This window comes from Paracraurococcus ruber (genome assembly GCF_004353985.1).
Taxonomy (GTDB): domain Bacteria; phylum Pseudomonadota; class Alphaproteobacteria; order Acetobacterales; family Acetobacteraceae; genus Paracraurococcus; species Paracraurococcus ruber.
This window is the reverse complement of record NZ_SMOA01000675.1, coordinates 1-546: the sequence shown is the minus strand read 5'-3', so window position 1 is coordinate 546 and position 546 is coordinate 1. Positions and strand designations below refer to the sequence as shown.

Annotated in this window: 1 protein-coding gene; it reads right to left on the bottom strand. The window is 79.5% G+C overall.

Going from position 1 to position 546, the window contains the following annotated elements:
- Window positions 1-381 (bottom strand): MaoC family dehydratase (locus E2C05_RS32405; RefSeq protein ID WP_192912579.1); only part of this gene is annotated, 381 nt, incomplete at its 3' end.
- Window positions 382-546: the final 165 nt, after the last annotated feature.

Sequence of the window (546 nt, the reverse complement as noted above, 5' to 3'; positions counted from 1 at the left end):
CCGCTCCGCCGGCGGGGCCTGCCAGGGCGGCGCCGCCGCGTCGGGCCCTTGGCCGGGCGGCGGCAGCGCGGCCTGGCCGCTGGCGCAGAGCGTCGCCTCCCGCCGCACGGCGAGCGCGATGGCCTCGCCCGCCGGCGTGGCGTCCACCGTCACCGTCTCGCCGTCATGCACCGGGGAGAGGAAGCGGCATTCGGCGCTGCCATGCTCCAGCCAGGCGCGGCCCCAGCGCGCCACCGCGGCGTGGCAGGCATAGGCATAGAGCTCCACCCCCGGGACCAGCGCGCCGCGGAAGCCGAAGCGGCGGGCCACCGCATCGTCATGGATCCGGTTCTCGGACTGCGCCGAGAGGTTGCGGGCGCGGACGCGATGCGGCTCGGCCATGGCGGGTTTCGTCCTCCCTGCGGCGGGCAGCGTGTGCCCGCCGCCGCGCCGCTGCAAGCGGCACGGCGGTCAGGCGCCGCGCGCGCGGCGCGGTCATCATGGCGTCCGGCGCGCAGCCGCCGGACCGCCGGCGCGATGGCGGTGGGCGGCCGGCATCGGCGGGGC